The 15,456-nt window shown below is 69.0% G+C and carries 16 protein-coding genes; 10 read left to right on the top strand and 6 right to left on the bottom strand.

Features of this window, described 5'->3' with window-relative positions; genetic code table 11:
- Window positions 1-66: 66 nt before the first annotated feature.
- From DW298_RS11775 to DW298_RS11755, 5 genes are read left to right on the top strand one after another with little or no spacing between them, the layout of a single operon-like run.
- Window positions 67-1,035, top strand: a complete 969-nt coding sequence (locus DW298_RS11775; RefSeq protein ID WP_136042663.1) for an ABC transporter permease — start codon at window positions 67-69, stop codon at window positions 1,033-1,035.
- The gene (locus tag DW298_RS11770; protein ID WP_136042662.1) at window positions 1,032-1,931 is read left to right on the top strand and encodes an ABC transporter permease; all 900 of its coding nucleotides are present in this window, start codon (window positions 1,032-1,034) and stop codon (window positions 1,929-1,931) included. Before DW298_RS11775 ends, DW298_RS11770 begins: the two co-directional genes overlap by 4 nt.
- Complete coding sequence (locus DW298_RS11765; RefSeq protein ID WP_136042661.1) at window positions 1,928-3,589, top strand: ABC transporter ATP-binding protein; 1,662 nt, start codon at window positions 1,928-1,930, stop codon at window positions 3,587-3,589. The genes DW298_RS11770 and DW298_RS11765 overlap by 4 nt, the downstream gene beginning before the upstream one ends.
- Complete coding sequence (locus DW298_RS11760; RefSeq protein ID WP_136042660.1) at window positions 3,586-4,896, top strand: acyl-CoA dehydrogenase family protein; 1,311 nt, start codon at window positions 3,586-3,588, stop codon at window positions 4,894-4,896. The genes DW298_RS11765 and DW298_RS11760 overlap by 4 nt, the downstream gene beginning before the upstream one ends.
- Window positions 4,893-6,281 (top strand): NtaA/DmoA family FMN-dependent monooxygenase, encoded by a 1,389-nt coding sequence (locus tag DW298_RS11755; RefSeq protein WP_240745113.1) that lies wholly within the window; start codon window positions 4,893-4,895, stop codon window positions 6,279-6,281. Before DW298_RS11760 ends, DW298_RS11755 begins: the two co-directional genes overlap by 4 nt.
- A gap of 94 nt (window positions 6,282-6,375) precedes the next feature.
- Here DW298_RS11755 and DW298_RS11750 read toward each other — a convergent pair whose 3' ends face one another.
- The 3 genes from DW298_RS11750 to DW298_RS11740 form a co-directional block, all read right to left on the bottom strand.
- Window positions 6,376-7,353: an SRPBCC family protein gene (locus DW298_RS11750; protein ID WP_136042659.1), complete on the bottom strand. Its 978-nt coding sequence runs from the start codon at window positions 7,351-7,353 to the stop codon at window positions 6,376-6,378.
- Window position 7,354: 1 nt separating this feature from the next.
- Window positions 7,355-7,744 (bottom strand): metalloregulator ArsR/SmtB family transcription factor, encoded by a 390-nt coding sequence (locus DW298_RS11745; RefSeq protein WP_136042658.1) that lies wholly within the window; start codon window positions 7,742-7,744, stop codon window positions 7,355-7,357.
- 70 nt (window positions 7,745-7,814) lie between these two features.
- On the bottom strand, window positions 7,815-8,954 hold the full coding sequence (locus DW298_RS11740) for an MFS transporter (RefSeq protein ID WP_168429538.1): 1,140 nt from the start codon (window positions 8,952-8,954) through the stop codon (window positions 7,815-7,817).
- Window positions 8,955-8,983: 29 nt separating this feature from the next.
- Between DW298_RS11740 and DW298_RS11735 the strand changes: the two genes are divergently transcribed.
- Both DW298_RS11735 and DW298_RS11730 read left to right on the top strand, forming a co-directional pair.
- Complete coding sequence (locus DW298_RS11735; RefSeq protein WP_136042656.1) at window positions 8,984-9,583, top strand: TetR/AcrR family transcriptional regulator; 600 nt, start codon at window positions 8,984-8,986, stop codon at window positions 9,581-9,583.
- Between the two features lie 88 nt (window positions 9,584-9,671).
- Window positions 9,672-10,514, top strand: coding sequence for an alpha/beta fold hydrolase (locus tag DW298_RS11730; protein WP_136042655.1), 843 nt, complete (start codon window positions 9,672-9,674; stop codon window positions 10,512-10,514).
- Window positions 10,515-10,574: 60 nt separating this feature from the next.
- On the opposite strand, the gene DW298_RS11725 is transcribed toward DW298_RS11730, so the two are convergent.
- Window positions 10,575-11,165 carry a TetR/AcrR family transcriptional regulator gene (locus DW298_RS11725; protein WP_136042654.1) on the bottom strand — a complete coding sequence of 197 codons (591 nt, stop codon included), beginning with the start codon at window positions 11,163-11,165 and terminating at the stop codon, window positions 10,575-10,577.
- Window positions 11,166-11,265: 100 nt separating this feature from the next.
- On the opposite strand from DW298_RS11725, the gene DW298_RS11720 reads away from it, so the two are divergent.
- Window positions 11,266-12,042, top strand: a complete 777-nt coding sequence (locus DW298_RS11720) for an NAD(P)H-dependent oxidoreductase (RefSeq protein WP_136042653.1) — start codon at window positions 11,266-11,268, stop codon at window positions 12,040-12,042.
- A gap of 54 nt (window positions 12,043-12,096) precedes the next feature.
- On the opposite strand, the gene DW298_RS11715 is transcribed toward DW298_RS11720, so the two are convergent.
- Window positions 12,097-13,008 carry an alpha/beta hydrolase gene (locus DW298_RS11715; RefSeq protein WP_205820360.1) on the bottom strand — a complete coding sequence of 304 codons (912 nt, stop codon included), beginning with the start codon at window positions 13,006-13,008 and terminating at the stop codon, window positions 12,097-12,099.
- A gap of 53 nt (window positions 13,009-13,061) precedes the next feature.
- On the opposite strand from DW298_RS11715, the gene DW298_RS11710 reads away from it, so the two are divergent.
- Window positions 13,062-13,679, top strand: coding sequence for a helix-turn-helix domain-containing protein (locus DW298_RS11710; protein WP_136042652.1), 618 nt, complete (start codon window positions 13,062-13,064; stop codon window positions 13,677-13,679).
- Between the two features lie 21 nt (window positions 13,680-13,700).
- On the opposite strand, the gene DW298_RS11705 is transcribed toward DW298_RS11710, so the two are convergent.
- Window positions 13,701-14,057 (bottom strand): metalloregulator ArsR/SmtB family transcription factor, encoded by a 357-nt coding sequence (locus DW298_RS11705; protein ID WP_136042651.1) that lies wholly within the window; start codon window positions 14,055-14,057, stop codon window positions 13,701-13,703.
- 83 nt (window positions 14,058-14,140) lie between these two features.
- On the opposite strand from DW298_RS11705, the gene DW298_RS11700 reads away from it, so the two are divergent.
- The gene (locus DW298_RS11700; protein ID WP_136042650.1) at window positions 14,141-15,442 is read left to right on the top strand and encodes an FAD-dependent oxidoreductase; all 1,302 of its coding nucleotides are present in this window, start codon (window positions 14,141-14,143) and stop codon (window positions 15,440-15,442) included.
- Window positions 15,443-15,456: the final 14 nt, after the last annotated feature.

Below are 15,456 nucleotides of genomic sequence, written 5' to 3'. Positions count from 1 at the left end.
GATCCATCGGCAGCATCCCGCGTCCTCCACCCCGAACTTCCGCCGGCGACCATCCCCCGGAGCCCCATGACCTCGACACGAACCGCCCACCACGTGGCGGGGTATCTGCGCCATGCGGCGCTGCGCGCCCTCGCCGGCATCGGAGTGCTCTTCGGCGCCATCAGCCTGGCCTTCGTGGCCCTCTACGTCCTCCCCGGCGACCGGGTCTACGCCGTCGTCGGCGGCGCGGAGGTCAGTCTCACCGCCGACCAAGAAGCGGCGATCCGCGAGCAATACGGTTTCGATCAGCCGCTCTGGGTGCAGTACGGCACCTACCTCGGACGACTTATCACCGGAGACCTCGGCACCTCGTATCAGCGCGACCTTCCGGTCGTCGACATCATCGGGGAGCAGCTCGGCCCGACCCTGCAGCTCGCCGGAGCAGCAGCCGTCGTCACGATCGCCCTCACCGTCGCCGTCGCGCTGCTCACCGCGAAGCGTCCGATCCCGCACCGCGTCTCGTCCGTCATCGAGATCTTCTTCCTGTCGGCACCGGGATTCTGGATCGGCATCGTGCTGCTGACGATCTTCTCGTACTCCCTGCACCTGCTGCCCTCCGTCGGCAGCGACGGCCCCGCGACCCTGGTGCTCCCGGCGTTGATGATCGGTCTGAGCACCGCTCCCGCTCTCATCCAGGTCTTCCGTGGGGCACTGGAGGACGCGCTCGACGAGCCGTTCATCATCACCGCGCGCACACGTGGAGTGAGCGAGGTGACCGTGCGGCTCCGTCACGCCCTGCGTCACGCGCTGATCCCCCTCAGCACGCTCTCGGGCTTCCTCGTCGGCGGCCTGATCGGGGGTGCGGTGATCGCGGAGACCCTCTTCAGCCGGCAGGGAATCGGCCGCGTCCTGGTGACGGCCGCGAACGCCAGCGATGTCCCGCTGGTGCTCGGACTCGTGCTCCTCGCCGCGGCCGCCTACGTCGGCGTCAACTTCATCGTCGACCTGCTGTACCCGCTCATCGACCCGCGCATCCGAACGGAGGCACACGCATGAGCGTGACAGAACTCGCCCGCCCCAGTCTCGTCCTCGAGCAGACGCCGACCACCCCCGTGGACGAACAGCGCCCCCGACGGCGGCGCGCCCTCCGCGGATACCCGGTCGGCTTCTGGATCTCCGTCGCCTTCTTCGCGGTCGTCGTGATCGCGGCCATCGCACCCGCCGCCCTCGCCCCCTTCGATCCGCTGTCGACCGACACCTCGAACGTCCTCGCGCCGCCGAGCATCGCTCATCTGCTCGGTACCGACGAAGCCGGACGCGATGTTCTCAGTCGCATCATCTACGGCGCGCAGCCGGCGCTGTTCCTCGGCATCGGCGCGACGATCATCGCGCTGGGGGTCGGAAGCCTGATCGGGCTCGCCGCCGGACTCGGCAATCGGTTCCTGGATGCTCTGCTGATGCGCGTGACCGATGTGTCGCTCGCATTCCCCGAGCTCCTGCTCGCTCTGCTCATCATCTCGATCTTCGGCGGAGGGCTGCTCAACACGCTCCTCGCGATCGGCATCGCGGGAATCCCCAGCTACGCCCGACTCGTCCGCGGCCAGACCCTCGCGATCCGCAATGCGGGATATGTCGAGGCGGCGCGCGGCATCGGTCTCAGCCCCACACGGATCGCTCTGCACCATGTGCTGCCCAATGCGATCCGCCCGGTGCTCGTGCTCGCGACGATCGGCGTCGGCACGGCGACCCTCGCCGGAGCGGCGCTCACCTTCCTCGGTCTCGGCGTCGCACCCCCCACCCCGGAGTGGGGATCGATGCTGTCGATCTCACGCAACTTCCTCGAGCGCGCGTGGTGGTACGGCATCTTCCCCGGACTCACGATCACCGCTCTGGTCGTCTCCACGACCACGATCGGCCGAACGCTGCAGCGACGTCTGGAGGGGAAGCGATGAACCGCCCCCTCCTCGACGTCGCCGGCCTGCGTATCGCATTCGGTCGCCACACGGATCGTCTCGACGTCGTCCACGGGATCTCGTTCTCGATCGACGCCGGCGAGACCCTCGCGATCGTCGGCGAATCCGGCTCCGGCAAGAGCGTCACGGCACGCACGCTCGTCGGGCTCACCGGCCCGGACAGCGACGTGAGTGCGGATGCGCTGCGCTTCGGCGACCACGATCTCCGGACGGCCTCGAAGCGCGCGTGGCGCGGCATCCGCGGCGGTGAGATCGGGTTCGTCCTCCAGGACGCGCTCGTCTCGCTCGACCCCCTCCGGACGATCGGCCGGGAGGTCGAAGAGCCGCTGCGCGAACACTTCTCGTGGGATGCCGAGCACCGGCGCGAAGAAGTGCTCGCGCTGCTCCGAGATGTGGGGGTGCCCGAGCCGGAGCTGAGACGTCACCAGCGCCCCCACGAACTCTCCGGCGGCCTCCGCCAGCGAGCCCTGATCGCCAGTGCCATCGCTGCTCGGCCACCGTTCCTCATCCTCGACGAAGCGACGACCGCGCTGGATGTGACCGTGCAGGCGCAGATCCTCCGGCTGCTCGAGCGGTTCAAGGAACAGGGGCGCACGCTTCTGCTGATCACCCACGATCTCGCCGTCGTCTCGCAGATCGCCGACCGCGTGATCGTGATGAAGGACGGAAGGATCGTCGAGACCGGCGCGACCGCCGACGTGTTCGCCGGGGCTGCACACCCTTACACCCGCCGGCTCATCGCTTCGATCCCCTCGCACCGCCCACGCCGGGCGGCGACCGTCGTGGATCGTGCCGCACCAGAAGACGGGCACAGCCCCGCGGACACCGCCGCCGTGGCGCAAGTGGACCACATCGGCCGCACGTTCCGCCTTCCGGGCGGGTCCGAGCTGCGCGCGCTCGACGATGTGTCCTTCACCCTGCACCCGGGTCGCACGCTGGGGCTCGTCGGAGAGTCCGGATCGGGCAAGACCACGGCGGGCCGCATCCTGTTGGGCCAGGAGAGAGCGGATGCCGGAGAGGTCCGAGTCGTCGGCACCCGCTGGGCGGATGTCGAGGGGCGCGAGCGATCCGCTCTCCGTCAGCGCATCCAGGCCGTGTACCAGGACCCGCTGAGCTCGTTCGATCCGCGGCACTCGATCGATCGGATCCTGACCGAGGCGGTCGGAGCGCTCGGCCGCCACGATCGCACCAGCCGTCGACGGCGCGTCCGCGAGCTCCTCGACCATGTCGAGCTGAGCGCACAGCTGCTCGATCGGCGACCGCTGCAACTGTCCGGCGGGCAGCGCCAGCGCGTCGCGATCGCCCGAGCTCTCGCCCTGGAACCGACCATCATCGTCGGCGACGAGCCGGTATCGGCGCTCGATGTGTCGATCCAGGCGCAGATCCTCGATCTCCTCGTCCGCATCCAGCAGGAGACGCACGTCGCCCTCTTGCTCATCTCGCATGATCTCGGCGTCGTGAACGCGATCAGCGATGAAGTGCTCGTGCTGAAGAACGGCAAGGTCGTCGAGCACGACTCGGTGTCGAACGTGTTCGACCGGCCACAGGCCGACTACACCAAGGAGCTTCTCGCGGCGATCCCGCGAATCCACGGCTCTCCCCAGCCCATCTCCCCCACGATTGGAAGCACCATATGACCGCCCCCACGCAGACCGCACCGATCAGCACCTATCAGCGCCTCGCCGAGCGGTTCCGTCCGCTGTTCGCCGAGATCGCCTCCGGCGCGACGGACCGGGAGATCAACCGCACGCTCCCCTTCGAACAGATCCGGCTGCTGCGGGATGCCGGATTCGGCGCCGTGCGCGTGCCCGAGGAGTTCGGCGGCGACGGGGCGTCCGCGGTGGATCTCTTCCGTCTGCTCATCGAACTCGCCAGAGCCGACTCCAACGTCGCCCATATCTGGCGCGGACACTTCGCCTTCCTCGAAGTGCGGCTCACGCACGACGACCCGGAGTACCGCCGGCATTGGGGGGAGCAGGCCGTCGCCGGCGTGGTGGTCGGCAATGCACAGAGCGAACCGGGGAGCGGGGCGCCGACCGAGAGCAACACCGTGATCACCGAGAAGGATGACGGCACCCTCGTGCTCAACGGTGAGAAGTACTACAGCACGGGCACGATCTTCTCGGACTGGGCGAACGTCACCGCGCGATACCAGGACCATCACGCCACCATCGCGGTTCCACTGAATGCGCCCGGCGTCACGATCCACGACGACTGGGTCGGGTTCGGACAGCGCCTGACCGGAACCGGGACGACTGCCTTCTCGGAGGTCGTGGTCGATCCCGCACACCTCACGGTGTACTCGCCGGGAGCGCGCGAGCGGAGCTACATCTCCGGCTTCTACCAGCTCTTCCTCCTCGCCGTGGTGGCCGGTATCGGGCACGCGGCCGTCGACGACGCCGCGGACTACGTGCGCTCGCGCACGAGGCCGCTGCTCAGCGGGGCGGCGGTGCAGGACGACCCGTTGTCGCAGGCGGTGCTCGGCAGAGCGGCGGGATCCGCCTTCGCGGCCGAGGCGGCCGTGCTGCACGCCGCACAGAAGATCGACGATGCGTACCGCGCTGCGCTGGACGGCGTTTCCGAGAGGGAGCCGTTCGAGGCGGCCGACGTCGCCGCGTACTCGGCGCAGATCGCCGTGGTACCCCTGGTGCTGTCGGTGACCACGGATGTCTTCGACGTCGGCGGATCGTCGTCCGTCGCGCAGAGCCGAGCGCTCGACAGGCACTGGCGCAACGCCCGGACGATCGGCGTGCACAACCCGATCGCCGCGCGACAGCGCGCGGTCGGGCACCGGGTGCTCTTCGGTGCACTGCCCGATCCGTTCGCCGAGCGTGAGGCGCGGGAGAGCGGAACGGATGCGGTGCAGGATGCTGCGCCCGTGGGTCCCGTGGAGGGTGCCGCGGACGAGAGTGCGGCCGTCTCGGAGAGCGAGGGCACCGCGTGAGCGAGCGCGATCGGCCTCTCGTCCTGAGCCTGTTCGAGATGGCCTCCCCCGTGCACCTGTCGCACGGGCTGTGGACACATCCGCTGGATCAGCGTCACCGTGTCGCCGACATCGGGTTCTGGCGAGAGCTCGGCTCCCTGCTCGAGTACGGCACGTTCGACGAGCTGTTCCTCGCCGATGTGCTCGGCGCCTACGACGTGTTCGACGACGGACTCGGCACCGCCGTGCGCGAGGGGTTCCAGATCCCGGCGCTCGATCCCCTCATCGTGCTGGGCGCGCTTGCGGACGCCACTGATCACCTCGGGCTGGTCGCGACGTTCTCGACGACCTATGAGCCTCCTTTCGCGTTCGCACGACGGCTCGCCACACTCGATCACCTGTCGAAGGGGCGCATCGGCTGGAACATCGTCACCTCGTACCTCACGAACGCGGCGAGGAACTTCGGTCTCGCAGACCAGATCGAGCACGACGCCCGGTATGAGATCGCCGATGAGTTCCTCGAAGTCGTGTACCGCCTGCTGCTGCAGTCGTGGGATGACGACGCGATCACCGCCGACCGTGACAGGCGCGTCTACGCCGAGTCGGACGCCGTGCGCTACATCGATCATGTCGGCTCTCGGTTCCAGGTGGCCGGCCCGAGCCTGACCGCACCCAGCTCCCAGCGCGTACCCGTGCTCTTCCAGGCGGGCAGCTCGCTGCGGGGCCTGTCCTTCGCCGCGAAGCACGCGGAGGTCGTGTTCGTGGGCGGATCGACCCTCGACGACATCCGTGCGAACGTCGACGCGATCCGGGCGCAGGCGGCGGAGTTCGGCCGCGACCCCGACACGATCTCCTTCCTCGCGGGAGCGCATGTCGTCGTCGCGGAAACCGAGCAGGCCGCGCGCGAGAAGGCAGCGGACTACGACCGATATCGCACACCCCGGGAGGCTCTCACGCAGCCCGCCCGTACCCCCGACCTGAGTCGCTACGAGCCGACCGAGCTCGTCGAAGACATCATCCGGCGCGAAGATCACGGGTATCGGCTGCTGATCCGGGAGTGGCGTCCTGGGCAGACGGTCGGCGAGCTCGTGGCGAAGGCGGCGAGCTCGCGGAAGGGCATCGGCGGCGACTGGTCGATCGTCGGCGACCCGGTGCAGGTCGCCACGCGGCTCGAGCAGATCGCCGACTACGCACACCTCGACGGTTTCAATCTGAGCCAGGATGTGAGCTTCGAGTCGGCGCGCGACTTCATCGAACTCGCCGTGCCGGAGTTGCGGCGACGCGGCCTCGCCCGATCGAGCTATCGCGACGGGGAGACGCTGCGGGAGCGTCTGTCGCGCGACCGGTCCGGAGCCCGTCCGCACCCGACCCACCCCGCGTGGCAGGTGTCGTCGCCCGTGCGGTGAACGATTCAGGAAGCCTGTCCGTCCGGACCTCGAAAACCGGCCGATCCGTGGGCGGATCGGCCGGTTTTCCTGAGTTGTGAACGCGGCGCCGCGGTCAGACGGCGAGCAGCTCCCGCTCCAGGCGGGCGAACGAGGCCTCCATACCGTCGGCCATACCGGTGGCGAGGATCATGTCGCGCGTCTCCTTGTCGGGGTACTCGACCAGCAGCGTGACCATGGTCGCGCCGTCCTCCTCGTACAGGTTCAGGTCGTTGAGCGTCTCGGTCGGCAGGCCCTGCATCCGCTCGGTGGTGACCGCGCGGCGCGGGGCGTCGATCAGGAGCGCCTCCCCCTCGAAACCGAACGGCTCGCCCTCGGTGTCGCCGACCGGCGCCCAGGAGTTCCGGTACGACTGGCCCACCTCGGTGGCGGCCACGCACTCCGTCATCTCCCAGCCGTCGGGGCCGAGCATCCACTTGCGGATGAGCTCGGGTTCGAAGTGCGCGCGCCAGACGAGCTCGCGCGGCCCTTCGACCAGGCGAGTGATGCGCACGTGGGTGTCGTCGAGCAGCTCGACCCGGGTGCCCTTGCCCTGGGCGTACTCGCGGAGATCCTGCAACACGGCATCCAGCTGCGCCATCGCCATCTTGATGCCCTCGACCTGGCCCATCTCGACGACCTGTTCGAGTGCATCGACCGAGTCGAAGTGGCTGGTCGTGACCATGCGGGTGCCCTCGGGTGTCGAGTCGAACGAGAACGACATCCGCTGCGCGGGGAAGCCCTCCAGAGGCTTGCCGGACTCGTCGACGAAGGAGTCGATGACCTCGAAGGAGTTCGGTGCATCGATCGAGAGGAACTCCCACGACCCGGACGACTTCTCGCCGCGGGGACCGTTCATCGAGTAGACCGCGCGTCCGCCGACGGTGTGGTCCCAGGCGGTGAAGGTGGCCGGCCATCCGGGAGGACCCCAGAAGCGCTCGAGCTGGCGCGGATCGCTGTACGCGCTCCAGACGCGCTCGATGGGGGCCGCGAAGTCGGCGACCACGGTCATCGTGAGGTTGTCGGTATCGGTGGTGACGTCGGTGACAGGCATTTCAGTCTCCTTGCTCGTTCTTCTTGGTGTCGCTGTTGTCGGATGAGCCGGGTCGAGGGGTCTCGGCCAGCAGGTCGTCGAGTCGGGCGATGCGCGACCGCCACAGCTCTTCGTATCGGGCGAGGAGCGCCCTGGCGCGGGCGATCATCTCGGGGTTCGCGCGGACGAGCCGCTCGCGTCCCTCGGCGCGCTTGACGATGAGGTTCGCGGCCTCGAGCACGGCGACGTGCTTCTGCACCGCGGCGAACGACATCTCGTAATCGGCGGCGAGGTTCGAGACGGACTGCTCACGCTCGATCGTCCGACGCAGGATGTCGCGCCGGGTCGACGTCGCCAGTGCGTGGAAGACACGGTCGACCTCCGCTTCGCTCAGTTCTCTTTGTGCAACCATTTGGTTGTACGTTATGCCCGTGCGGAAGGGATGTCAAGGGTGATGTGTGGATTCCGCGCGCCCGAGGAGCTCATCGGCGCGCGGGCATCGACACGGCCACGATCAGCGCGAGGAGTGCGGCTGCCAGTGCGGCGATGAACGCCGCTCGGAAGTCGAACGCCTCAGCGAGGATCCCCGCGCTCACTCCCGCGGCGAGGATGCCGAGGTCCCAGAACGATGTCATGCCAGCCACGGTGGCACCGGCCGTATGCTGCGGGGAGCGCGCGACGGCCATCCCGACGGCGGCGGGGAATGCGAGGCTGCATCCGGCGCCGACGAGAGCCACACCCCCCAGCACGCCGGCAGTGGTGCCCGTGGCGACGATCACCACGAATCCGAGCGCCTCGACGAGCAGACTGACCGTTGCCACCGTGCGGCCTCCGATCCGGTCGACCATGCGGCTGCCGGCGACCCGGACGAGGAGGAAAGCGCCGGCGAAGACCGGCAACCCGAGAGAACTGCCTCCGGGGCCGCTGTCGAGGTAGAGCACCAGTACCGCGGAAAGAGTGCCGTACCCGTACGCCGCGAGCCCGAACATGATCGATGGCGCCGCCATCCCCCGCACCCACAGCGCCTCGAGCGCGAACGTCGGCAGGTGCACTCGCCCCGACGATCGGGTGGTGACCACGACGATCAGGCTCCCGAGACCGAGGGCGGCCAGTGTCAGCCAGGCGATGCGCTGGCCGCCGAGGACGGCGGTGCTCGCGACCAGCGGCCCGAGAGCGAGGCCGGACCACATCGAGAGGCCGAACAGACCCGAGGCACCACCCCTCTTGTGCGGGGGAACCTGGCGCCACGCCCAGGGAAGCGCCCCGGAGAAGACCGCGGCCTCCCCCGCCCCCATGACGACCCGCGACACGAGCACGTGCCACTCGGTGGCGGCCAGCGCCTGGCCGAGCGTTCCCGCCAGGGTGAGCGCCGCGCCGAGGATGACGACGCGCCTGCCTGCGCCCGCGTCGCTCGCCCACCCCGCGATCGGTCGACACAAGGCGGTGGCGGCGAACGCGATGCCCACCGCGAGGCCGATGAACGCCGCGTCGGAGTGAAACCGCGTCGACAGCGTAAGGGGAAGGAGCTGCAGGGTTCCGCCGAACGCCAGATAGGCGAGGAAGACAGTGGCCCACAGCCGCCGCACCGGTGGGGCGTTCGTAAGATGAGACCGATCGGTCATCACACGATGTCCCGGCGAGAGGAGACACCATGCCCGTGCCGAAAGGGGCCCGGATCGATCCGGAGGAGACCCGGTCGAGACTGCTGGATGCCGCGGACCGTCTCTTCGCCGCTCGCGCCATGCACTCCGTCGGGGTGAGCGAGATCGCGTCCGAGGCAGGCGCATCGAAGCTCAGCCTCTACCGCTACTTCCCCTCCAAGGCGGAACTCGCTTCTCGCGTCGCGGTCCGCCGGAGCCAGAGGATCCACGAGTGGTTGCGCCGGGAGACAGCGGAGGCCGAGCCAGGACGCGACCGCGTATTGGCGATCTTCGACCTCCTCATCGAGTGGTTCGCGCAGCCGCAGTACCGCGGATGCGCGGTTCTCAACGCTGTCACCGACAGTCGCGGTGACGACGAACGCCGGGTGCGGGCGACTGCCCGCTCCCACCTCGACAGCTATCGGGAACTGCTTCGCGCCCGCGTCGTCGAGGCGGGGGTCACGGACACCACGCGCGCTGACGGGCTTGCACGCCAACTCCTTCTGCTGATCGAAGGAGCCACCGCCGTCACCGTCGTCGACGGCGAGGGCTCCGTCGCCGGAGCCGACGCTCGGGCCGCGGCGGAGATTCTGCTCGACCGAGCGATCTGACTCGCGGATCCTCACTCCCGCGCAGCCGACATCTCTGTATGCTCGCATCGTTAGATAATACTGATCGGTTCTATCTGTGGAGGTGGCCTTGAACTATCTGAGCGCTGACCCGCCGAGCGGCGAGATCCCGCCCGCTGCGACCCGCCATGTCACTCTCGACAGCGCCGGCCACACGCTTCACGGCGTCCTGCACCTCCCCGCCGGAGCCGGTCCCCACCCCGTCCTGCTGCTGCTGCACGGCTTTCCGGGATGGGAGCGCAACTTCGACATCGCCCACGCCCTGCGCCGAGCCGGGGTGGCGTCGCTGGTCTTCCACTACCGCGGATGCTGGGGCATGCCCGGCGACTGGTCGTGGGCCAACACGCTCGCCGATACCGACACCGTCCTCGACACTCTGCTCCGCGGCGACCATCCGCAGATGCCCGAGTTGGACACCACCCGAGTCGGCGTCGCCGGGCACAGCCTGGGCGGCTTTCTCGCCCTGTACACAGCGGCTCGACGGCCGGAGGTGCGTGCGACCGTCTCGATCTCCGGATTCGACTTCGGGGCTGTCGCTGCCGCCATCGAAACCGACCCGGCACTTCTCGACACCTACGTCGATGCCTTCGGCTCCGAAACCTCCGTGCTCGCGAACACGGACGGCGAGTCACTCGCCCGCGAGATGCTCGAGGCCGGCCAGGATTGGTCGCTGCGCTCCTTGGCCGCGCACTTCACCGACCGGGAGGTCCTCCTGATCGGCACCAGCCGCGACGGCGTCACCCCCTCGGCGCTGCATCACGACCCGCTTGTCACGGCGTTCACGAACGCAGACAGCAGGGTTCGCCAGACCGTCTTCGACACCGATCACTCTCTCGCAGACCACCGCCTGCGGCTCACGGTCGAGGTCGTGGAGTTCGCACGCGCGCAACTGATCGACGCCCGCCCCACGTGACGCAGACTTCGTCCGCGGCCGAATCTCCGCGTTCGCGCGTCGGCCTTCCTCGCCCGCGGCTCACTTCCTGATCGAGGCGCGGAGGATCCGCACGAGCGTCTCGTGCGCGTCGTCCTCGTCGATGCGGGAGGCGAGCACCGCGCCCGCGAGCACGTCCGCCGAGGCGAATGCCGCCTCCAGCGCGATCGGATCGATGTTCTCGGCGCCGACGACGCGGGCGAGGGCGGCGCGACAGCGTTCGACGTATGCCACCACAGATTCCTGCCGCATCCGGGCGAGCACCGGCGTTCCGTGGAGAGCCGCGACCACGCCCGCCATCTCGATGCCTTCGGCGCGGGCACAGGCGATATAGCTCGCGGCGACGACGTCCACGACTCCTTCGACGTCGGGCCCGGCGTTCGCCAGCGCAGTCTCGAGCGAGGCATCCTGGCGTTCGTCGAACTGACGGTACAAGGCGGCGAAGAGCCCCGAGCGGTCGCCGAAGTGCTCGTAGACGACGGGCTTCGTGATGCCCGCCCGGTCTGCCAGCGCACCGAGGGTCAGCGCATCGGCACCGTCAACACGGATCATCTCCCGCGCGACGCCCAGCAGCTGCGCGCGACGGTCCGCCTTGGACAGCCGCGGTCGCGCACCCTCTTTCGCCTTCGTCACGCTCACCCCTTGTGCCCCATACCTACTATGAGTAAGTTACGGTTGGTAGGTATCCAGCCTATCCCGCATGCCACCGGCACGCCACACTCCGAGGAGAGACATGACCGCCGACCTCCGGCCCACCACGCACTGGATCTACGCGCATCCGCAGTCGGGATCCCTGAACCGGCAACTGTTCCAGGCGGGGGTCGAAGCGCTCACGCCGCGTTACGACGTGCAGACCTCGGATCTGTATGCCCAGGGCTTCGACCCCCTGCTCGCTCAGCGCGATCTCGCCGGTAGCGAGGGCAACATCGTCGACCTGATGGGCCAGGTCTACGAGAGCGGACTCGTCCCCGACGACGTGCGCCTCGAACAGCGAAAGCTCGAGGCCGCCGAACTGCTCGTGTTCCAGTTCCCCCTGTGGTGGTACGGCGCACCGGCGATCCTCAAAGGCTGGTTCGATCGGGTGTTCACCAACCGCTTCGCCTACGGCGGCGTCGACGCGGAGACGGGGCTGCCGCTCCGCTACGGCGAAGGCGGCCTGAAGGGCAAGCGCGCGCTCATCATCGTGACGGCGGGCGAGGATGCGCGGAGCATCGGCTCACGAGGGGTCAGCGGCGACATCGATTCGCTGATGTTCCCGATCACGCACGGCACGCTCTGGTACACGGGGATCGAATCGCTCGACCTCCACGTCATCCACGATGCCGACGCCCTCGACGCCGCGGCCGTCACCTCCGAGCGCGACCGGCTGACCACGAGGCTCGCGGGCATCCATGACGAAGTGCCGTCTCAGCCGTTCCGCGCCCTACGTGACGGCGAGTACCGGGGCACGCGGGCGCTGCGCGCCGACATCCTTCCCGGACGAACCGATCTCGATATCCACCGCCGGTGACATACCCGCCCCGACTGCCCGGGCGCTCAGCGACCGAGCCGAGCGCCCGGGCGCTCAGCGTCCAACGACGTCGCGGATGGCTCGGATCACGGCATCCTCGCGCTCGATGTGCAGGTACTGATGAGAGGCGCCTTCGAGGACGCGTTGCTCACCCCGCGGCACCGATTCAGCGATCGAGGCCTGCATGCGACGCACCCCGTCCAGCGCCTCTCGCATCTGCGCATCAGTCATGAAGTTCGCCCAATAGGGGTTCGCGCCGCCCGCGGTGAGGACGATCAGGGGAATGTCCGAGAGAGGCCCGCCGGCGCGCAGCTCGTCGTAGACCGTCGTCTCGAAGTTCTTCGTCTCGGCGATCTGCGTGCGCCACGATCGGAGATGCTCCTCGATGAGCGGGCCGCGCACCTCCTCCGGCCACGACGAATAGATCTCTGCGTACTGTTCACGGGCTTGCTGCACCTGCTCGGCCGTCAGGTCCGGGAGCTCGTCGAGACCGGATGTCATCTGGTCATTCAGCTCAGCCGCCTGCGGGGGCATGAACGACATGATGTCTTCATGCCCAGGGTCGAGCAGCACGAGGCCTGCCGTCTCCTCCAGATGCAGCTGGGCATAGCGGCGGGCGTAGAAGGCACCCAGGGAGTGCCCGACCAAGATGTACGGCCCGGGGACACCGGCCGCGTGGAGCAGCGAACGGAGCTCCTCGGCCACATCGGTCGGAGTGCGGGGCAGGTCGACGGGGTCGCTCCAGCCCGTGCCGCCACGGTCGTAGAGCACACTCGTCGTGATTCTCCCGACCTCCCGATGCAGGTTGAGGAAGTCGTAGCCTATGAGGCCGGCGCCCGGAAGGAAGACCACGGCCGGCCCCTCGACCCCGGATCGGTGCAGCATCAGCCGGCGGCCATCGTACTCATGAAGCGCGCCGAGCGGCGGATGCTGGCGCCTGTCATCCATCGGAATGGTTCCCATCATGGACTCCTTAGTCTCATTTCTGAGACTAATCTAAACCATGAGACCATGGACACGTGACCAAGCGCGATCTGCTCACGCACCCGGTGCGCCTCCGTATCATCCATGCCATGTCCGGAGGGCGTTCCGCCACCGGCTCCGAGATCCGAGCCGCGCTCGCCGACGTCCCCAAGGCCACGCTGTATCGGCACCTCGCGCTACTCACGGACGGCGGCGTTCTCGAGGTCGACTCCGAGCAGCGGGTGCGGGGCGCGGTGGAGCGTCGATACCGCCTCAACCGTGCCGCCTCCGTCATCGATCCGGCCATGGCGGCGTCTACCTCCATCGCCGAACATCGTCGCGCATTCGCCGCCGCGGCCGCCGTGCTGCTGACGGAGTTCAACGCCTATCTCGATCGCCCGGACGCCGATCCCACAGCCGACCTCGTGGGCTATCGCCAGCACTCGATCTGGCTCAGTCCCGACGAGCGCGAACAGCTGATCAGCGACCTCCGCGACGCGATCGTCCCGCACATGGGGCACGAACCCTCCGCCGCACGGAGTCGCCACCTCCTCAGCCCCATCCTCTTCCCCGCCCGCAGTGCCGAAGGAGGTCCGGACGAGGCGAGAAGCCCGGCGCGACCCGCTGCCGAAGGCCCCTCCAGCGACCAGGGTCGATCCGACCCCAGCCGCTGACCGGGGGCCGCCGAGCCGGTTCTACGACCGCGCCGGCGCCGCCACCCGAAGCGCGTCGGCGGCGGCATCCATCGCGTCGGCGTTGAGCGCGAAGTACGCCCACTTGCCGCGCTGCTCGCGCGTGACGAGACCCGCGTCGGCGAGGAGCTTCATGTGGTGCGAGACGGTGCCCTGCGAGAGACCGACCGGCTCGGTGAGGTCGCAGATGCAGGCCTCTCCTCCGGCCCCGGCCGCGATGAGCGACAGCAGCCGCACGCGCGTGGGGTCACCGAGCGCCTTGAACACCCGCGCGACGCGCTCGGCATCTTCGACCGCCAGCGCGGAGGTGACGCGCGGGACGCAGCAGGCGGTCGCTTCGATGGTCGTCGGCAGGCTCATGGGTCTATTCTGACACGTATTGACAATCTTCAATAGATGGGCGACAGTCGTCATATTGAAGTTTTTCGATCTGAGGAGATGTGATGTCCGAGCTTCCCGTCGTCGTCATCGGAGCAGGCCCGCAGGGTCTCGCCGCAGCTGCGCACCTCGTCGAACGCGACGAGAACGTGATCGTGGTCGAACGCGGGGATGGAGCGGCGGCCGCGGTCGCCGACTGGGGGCACGTGCGCCTGTTCTCGGCATGGCCGGAGCTCACTGACGCTGCGGCGCGCCGCCTGCTCGAGCCGACCGAATGGAACGCACCCGCGTCGGGCTACCCGACCGCCGCGGAGTGGGTGAGCGAGTATCTGGCGCCTCTCGCCGATGCGCTCGGCGAGCGGATCCGCTACGCGACCACGGTCACCGGCGTCGCGCGCCAGGGTCGGGACAAGGTCGTCGACGGCGGACGCAAGAGCCAGCCGTTCGTCGTGCACACCGTCGATGCCTACGGCGATGAGGGCCGCCTCCTCGCCCGCGCCGTCGTCGATGCCAGCGGCACCTGGGACCTCCCGAACCCTGCGGGGGCCGACGGCTTCCCGGCGCTCGGCGAGGCCGCAGCATCCGATCGGATCTCGTACCGGATCCCGGCCGACGTGTCCGAGCTCGCCGGCTCGCACGTCGTCGTCGTGGGGGCCGGGCACTCCGCCACACATGCCGTGTTGCGACTGAGCGAGTTGGCGCGCCGGGCTCCGGGAACGCGCGTGACCTGGCTGCTGCGCCGAGGCAGCGCCGCCAACGTCTTCGGTGGCGGCATCGGGGACGAGCTTCCCGAGCGCGCCGCACTCGGCTCCCGCGCACGGAAGGTGATCGACGAGGGAGTCGTGGAGCTGGTGACGGGGTTCCGCGTCGCCGAGTTCCGCAACGGCGACGACGGCCTGGCGGTCGTCGCCGAAGACGGGCGCGAGGTGGCTGCCGTCGCGCACGTGTTCGCGCTCACCGGCTTCCGCCCCGACACCGGGATGCTGCGAGAGCTGCGGATCGACCTCGACCCCGCGCTCGAAGCCGTCGCGGGCATCGCCTCCGAGATCGACCCGAACATCCACTCCTGCGGATCGGTGGGGGCGACCGGAGCGCGGGAGCTCGCGCAGCCCGAACCCGGGTTCTTCATCGTCGGCGCGAAGTCGTACGGACGCGCCCCGACGTTCCTCGCCCTGACCGGCTACGAGCAGGTCCGCAGCGTCGCCGCTCATCTCGTCGGCGATCACGAGGCAGCGGGCCGCAACGAGCTGAGCCTTCCGGACACCGGCGTGTGCGGCGGGGCCGGTGGGTTCGACGACACCGCGGGCAGCTGCTGCGCTGCGCCTTCCGTCCTGCAGATCGGCGCGCGCCCGGTCACGGTGGGCTGATCGCGACACAGGTG

This window comes from Microbacterium sp. A20 (assembly GCF_004794515.1).
Taxonomy (GTDB): Bacteria; Actinomycetota; Actinomycetes; order Actinomycetales; family Microbacteriaceae; genus Microbacterium.
Note: the sequence above shows the minus strand (reverse complement) of the source record. Positions and strands in the feature narration are given on the sequence as shown.